Here is a 4,999-nt window from a genome sequence, read left to right as displayed (position 1 = left end):
AAGCGACACGCCCCCAGCAGACTCGATCAGGTGACCAGTACTCGTACTCATCAGGTGACTCCTTCGTGGAGGGTCCACACCTGATTCATGACACTCCCGCCCTAACTGGCGGAGCAAGGCGCGGCAGGATCCGACTTGAGGGGATCACCGACTGGTGCGGGACAGCCATCGGCTGAGCCGGAGGTGGAGAGTTCGACGAAGCGTTTGTAACAGCACAGGGCAGCGGTGAGGCCGAGAAAGGCCAGCGGTTGCGGGGACAGCGTTCGTACCGGCGGTTGAGTCTGCAGCAGCCGGTCAGCCAGGACATGGTCCGCTCAGTCAGCCACCGTCGGCGTCCGAATCATTCACTGGCCTCGATGCCTTAGCGGGGCGATGCGCACGCCGATACGCCTTGCCCGCAACCATTTCCGCGGGTGGGGGTGTCGTAGGCCATATCGGCGTGCGGGCGCTGAGGTTTGAAGTACCTGCCGCGATGGGGTCGTGTCGCGTTCGGTGACCGGCCACCACGGGCTTCAGCCCTTCGCTGTCGTGGGTGTTGACGGCGGCGTGGCCAGCACCCTGCGATGGCGCCCGTCCGGTCCATGCGGTGTACTTGCTCCGCCGGGCACTCGCAGGTGATGCAGCCGACCTCTATCCCGGTGAAGCCAAGACGGACGCCTAGGACACGTTCGTCATCGCGGACGCGGCCCGGGCGATGCCGCGCAGCTGCGGGCGATCGACGGCGAGGACGAAACGATCGCCGAGTTGGAGAAGGTCGTCGGCTCCGACGACGACCTGGCGGGCGAGGCCACCCGGGTCACGACAGATACGAACCGTCAAATCACAGCTAGGCCAGTTCGTTTGGATCACCGAGCGGACCAGAGGAAGATGTCCGCGACGTGCAGTCCGGCCAGGTAGATGGTCGCGGTCTTCTCGTAGCGGGTGGCGATGCCCCGCCACTGCTTCAAGCGGTTGATGCACCGCTCGACGGTGTTGCGCTGCTTGTAGGCCTCGCGGTCGAAGGCGGGGGCCTGCCACCACGGCTGCCTCGGCGTTTCCGGTGGCCCCGTTGGTCCGCCGGAACGGGGATCACCGCCCGGATACCGCGCCTTGCGCAAGTGCTCGCGGATGGCGCGCGAGGAATAGGTCTTGTCGGCCAGGACCACATCGGGCCTGGTGCGGGGTCGTCCACGCCGGCGGGGAACACGCAAGCGGGCCATCACGTGCGCGAAGACGGGCGCGTCACCGGCCTGTCCGGCGGTGAGAACAAAGGCGAGGGGACGGCAGTGGGCGTCGGCCGCGAGATGAATCTTCGTGGTCATTCCGCCGCGGGACCGGCCGACGGCATGGTCGTCCGGCTCGCCAGTCGGGGCCCCTTTTTGCGGGCCCCGGCCGCGTGCTGGTGGGCACGAACGATCGTGGAGTCCACCGAGACCGCCCAGTTCAGGTCCTCGTCGGCGTCAGCCTGGGCCATGAGCGCGGTGAACACGCGCTCCCAGGTGCCATCGACGGCCCACATGCGAAGCCGGTTGTAGACGCCTCTCCAGTTGCCGTACTTCTCGGGCAGGTGGACCCACTGTGATCCGGTCTGGAACTTCCAGGCGAGAAACGGCCTAGTCCTCCGAGCTCGGCGGCCGCCTGGACAATTCGGCGGGGGACGGACCGGCGGCCGGGACCACCACGCGGGGTCGGCTGGTCCAGACGTACGCTACTGGTATGTGCGTCATACCCGACGACAGCACTGCACAGCCATACGGGTCCCCCTCTTCCCCCGCCGCCGGGTCGGTACTCCGGGCCGAGCTGGACCGGTTGCTGGAGCTCGGCGTGCGCGATTCGGGTGCGCATGCGGGCGCGGTCTTCCTGCTGGCGTCCGACGGTCAGGCGCTGCGGCTGGAGGTGACCACCGGCATCCCGGCGAAGTACCTCACGCCCTGGCTCGGGGTGGGGCTGGCCAGTCTCGATCCGGTAGCCGAAGCGGTGCGCGAGCGGCGGTCGGTGTGGCTCAACAGCCCTCAGGAGCTCGCCCGCCGCTACCCGCGCACGGCGATCGCCCTGCCGTACCACTACGCGGTGGCGGCGGCGCCGATCCTCACCGGGACCACCGCCTGGGGAACGCTGCTGCTGTTCTGGACCTGCTGCGACAACTCCGGCCCTGCCAGCCCGAGCCGCGACCGGGTCGGTGCCGCCTGCCGGCGTCTGGGCCAATTCCTGCGGGACGCCGCCGACGCCGGCCACCCGGTCGGCCCTGGACCGCTCCCCCGCACGCTGCCTCGGCCGCCCGCGCCGAAGCGCTCGCCCGCAGAGGCGCTGGCCGCGGCGGACTTCGCCGAACGGCTGCCGGAGGGCAGCTGCTCCCTCGACCTCGAGGGCAGGTTCACCTACCTCAGCGCCACGGCCGCCGCCCTCGTCGGCGGCAGTATCCCCGATCTGATCGGCAGGCTCCCCTGGCAGGCCCTGCCCTGGTCCACCGACCCGGCCTTCGAGGACCGCTTCCGCGCTGCCGTGGTCAGCCGGCAGCCCGTGTCCTTCACCGCCATGGTCTCGCCGGACCGGTGGCTCACATTCGAGCTCTACCCCGACGGATCCGGGGTGAGCGTCCGCATCTCGCCGACCGAGCCCGACCACACCCCGAGGGCAACGCCGGCCGGAACGGGGACGCCCCCGGCCGAGCCGATCCCCCTGGGAGAGCTCTACCAGGTGCTTCACCTGGCCGCCACCCTCTCCGAAGCCGCGGGCGTGGGCGACGTGGTCGATCTGGTCACCGACGAGATGCTGCCGGCCTTCGGGGCCCGGACCGTGGCCCTGCTCGCGGCCGAGGACGGAAGAATGCGTGTCATCGGCTATCGCGGATACCACGCCCGATTCTTGGAGCACCTCGACGGAGCACCGCTGACCTTCCCGACGCCCGCGATCCAAGTCCTCGCCACCGGCATGCCGAGCTTCTTCGCCACCTTCGAGGAGCTGTCCCGGGCCTACCCGCTGGTTCCCCGCCAGGACGGTCTGCACGCCTGGGCCTTTCTGCCACTGATCGCCTCCGGGCGCCCCGTGGGCTCGTGTGTGATCGCCTTCGACCGTCCCCACCCCTTCTCCGACCGACAGCGGACCGTCTTCACCGCACTCGCGGGACTGATCGCGCAGGCGCTGGAACGGGCCCGCCTGTACGACACCAGCAAGGAGCTCGCGCAGACCCTGCAAGCGGCCCTGCTCCCCGGCTCACTGCCCGACCTTCCCGGACTGGATGTGGCCGCCCGTTATCTGCCCAGCGTCCGCGGCATGGACATCGGCGGCGACTTCTACGACCTGGTCCGGGTGGACGACACCACCGCGGCCGCAGTCATCGGCGACGTCCAGGGCCACAACGCCACCGCCGCCGCACTCATGGGCCGGATCCGCCCCGCCATCCGCTCCCACGCCGCCACCGGAGCCACGCCGGCGCAGGCCCTCACCCAGGCCAACCGCCAACTGGTCGACCTGGGCACGGGCCGCTTCGTCAGCTGCCTGTACGCACATCTCGACCTCGCACGCCGCCGGGCCGTCCTGGCCACTGCCGGGCATCCCCCGCCGGTTCTGCGCCACCCGGACGGGCACGCCGAGGTCCTTGCCCTGCCGCCCGGGCTGCTGCTCGGCATCGACCCCGACGCGGACTATCCCTCCACCGAGATCCCGCTGACGCCCGGCACCGTCCTCGCCCTGTACACCGACGGGCTCGTCGAAACTCCCGGAGTCGACCTGGACGACGCCATGGCCGGCCTCGCCGCCCAACTCGCCCAGGCCCGGCCCCAGCCCATGGACCGACTCGCCACAGCCCTGATCGACCACGCGCGGCAAACCGCCCCCCGCACGGACGACATCGCCCTGCTGCTCATGGAGCTTTGCACCGCCGGGTAGGGCGCGAAGCCTGCGGTGAGCGGAACAGCAGCGCCTGCACAGTGCTCTCGGCCGCACCACCCCGTCCGAGTACGAAAACACTTGTCATCTCCAACGAAAGGTGACTTTAAGCTCCCCCGCCCATCCGGTAGAGCCGGTTCACTCCAGTGACAGATCACTGCCCACGCCCACCCTCAGCCCGCGGTCCAGGTCACCGCGCGCGCCGTCTGCTGGCGGAGTAAGGTCAAAAAGGGTCCAACGCCAGTGAAAACCTGCGCGGGTTCAGTAGACGCGCCGAACGCCGCGGCAGCCAAAACGACGCCAGCCCTGGTCGAGCGGCAAAGCCGCCCAGAATGCGGCGGCCCAATCAAGGGGTCCGAGATGCGGCCAGGCACCTGAACGCTCTCGACGTCTCTGGACACTCCCATCCGAATCGCGCCGGCCCATCGGGATTTGCCTCGCGCGCTTTTCCAATTCCGAGGTCAGCCATCATGCCAAGCGAAGACAGCGGCAGGCCTGCACAGGCCCGTTCCAACTCGGCCGACGAGCCGATCCCCTGGCAATCAGCGCTTACCACGCTGCTCGAACAGGAACCGCCTTTCATCCCTGAACGTGTTCAGGTGATGACCGTGCTCGTGCAGTACCCGCCTGGTCATCCAGGGGTCCCACCGCACCGGCACTCCGGGCCGGTGTTCGGCTACATGCTTGAGGGCGAGATGCTGTTCGAGTTGGAGGGCGAGCCGGAGCGTGTCATCCGGGCGGGTGAATCATTCTGGGAGCCCGGCGGCGATGTGATCCACTATCAGGACAGGAACAATCGAAACGACATCTGGAGCCGTTTCATCGTGGTGATGATGTGCGCGCCGGACGTGCCCATGCTGACGCTCGTCAGCGATGAGGAGCTCGGCAGCCGCCGGGACCGACGCGCACCGCGGCCGTCCTGAAAAACTCCGGGCCGGAGCAGGGCACTGTCCTGCACTCGAGCAGACCCTCTGCATGCTCGCATCCGCTCCGTCAACAGGACGGTGCAGGTACCGCTGCCTCAAAGCAGAGAGTCCAACCTGAGTTCCACAGTTGGCGGTGCCGACTAGGGCACGAATATGTAGGTTGACCTGCGGATATGCCTGTGGGCACGCCGAAGTGGCGTGTCACT

4 protein-coding genes and 3 pseudogenes are annotated in these 4,999 nt (G+C 68.8%); 3 read left to right on the top strand and 4 right to left on the bottom strand.

The window, feature by feature from the left end; genetic code table 11:
* Nucleotides 1-182: 182 nt before the first annotated feature.
* Nucleotides 183-552 (bottom strand): annotated as a pseudogene (locus tag ABZV38_RS39555) (transposase); the annotation flags it as partial.
* A 70-nt stretch (nt 553-622) separates the two neighbouring features.
* On the opposite strand from ABZV38_RS39555, the pseudogene ABZV38_RS39550 reads away from it, so the two are divergent.
* Nucleotides 623-801 (top strand): annotated as a pseudogene (locus ABZV38_RS39550) (transposase); the annotation flags it as partial.
* Between the two features lie 44 nt (nt 802-845).
* Here the strand turns inward: ABZV38_RS39550 and ABZV38_RS39545 are convergent.
* The 3 genes and pseudogenes from ABZV38_RS39545 to ABZV38_RS39535 form a co-directional block, all read right to left on the bottom strand.
* Nucleotides 846-1,301, bottom strand: a complete 456-nt coding sequence (locus ABZV38_RS39545; protein WP_356333706.1) for an IS5 family transposase — start codon at nt 1,299-1,301, stop codon at nt 846-848.
* A complete protein-coding gene (locus ABZV38_RS39540; RefSeq protein ID WP_356333704.1) occupies nt 1,298-1,498 on the bottom strand; it encodes a hypothetical protein in 201 nt (66 codons plus the stop codon). The genes ABZV38_RS39545 and ABZV38_RS39540 overlap by 4 nt, the downstream gene beginning before the upstream one ends.
* Before the next feature lie 24 nt (nt 1,499-1,522).
* Nucleotides 1,523-1,588, bottom strand: a pseudogene (locus ABZV38_RS39535) (hypothetical protein); the annotation flags it as partial.
* Nucleotides 1,589-1,695: 107 nt separating this feature from the next.
* On the opposite strand from ABZV38_RS39535, the gene ABZV38_RS39530 reads away from it, so the two are divergent.
* Both ABZV38_RS39530 and ABZV38_RS39525 read left to right on the top strand, forming a co-directional pair.
* Nucleotides 1,696-3,867 (top strand): SpoIIE family protein phosphatase, encoded by a 2,172-nt coding sequence (locus tag ABZV38_RS39530; RefSeq protein ID WP_356333702.1) that lies wholly within the window; start codon nt 1,696-1,698, stop codon nt 3,865-3,867.
* Between the two features lie 470 nt (nt 3,868-4,337).
* Complete coding sequence (locus ABZV38_RS39525; protein WP_356333701.1) at nt 4,338-4,790, top strand: cupin domain-containing protein; 453 nt, start codon at nt 4,338-4,340, stop codon at nt 4,788-4,790.
* The last annotated feature ends 209 nt before the right edge of the window (nt 4,791-4,999 follow it).

It is taken from the genome of Streptomyces sp. NPDC005181 (assembly GCF_040608395.1).
Lineage (GTDB): Bacteria > Actinomycetota > Actinomycetes > Streptomycetales > Streptomycetaceae > Streptomyces.
The sequence above is the reverse complement of the archived record's forward strand: the minus strand, read 5'-3'. Positions and strand labels throughout refer to the sequence as shown.

What these genes read in the sequence shown, in the direction of transcription:
- ABZV38_RS39540 (WP_356333704.1), bottom strand. Translation starts at nt 1,498, where the DNA reads ATGTGGGCCGTCGATGGCACCTGGGAGCGCGTGTTCACCGCGCTCATG.
- ABZV38_RS39545 (WP_356333706.1), bottom strand. Translation starts at nt 1,301, where the DNA reads ATGACCACGAAGATTCATCTCGCGGCCGACGCCCACTGCCGTCCCCTC.
- ABZV38_RS39525 (WP_356333701.1), top strand. Translation starts at nt 4,338, where the DNA reads ATGCCAAGCGAAGACAGCGGCAGGCCTGCACAGGCCCGTTCCAACTCG.
- ABZV38_RS39530 (WP_356333702.1), top strand. Translation starts at nt 1,696, where the DNA reads ATGTGCGTCATACCCGACGACAGCACTGCACAGCCATACGGGTCCCCC.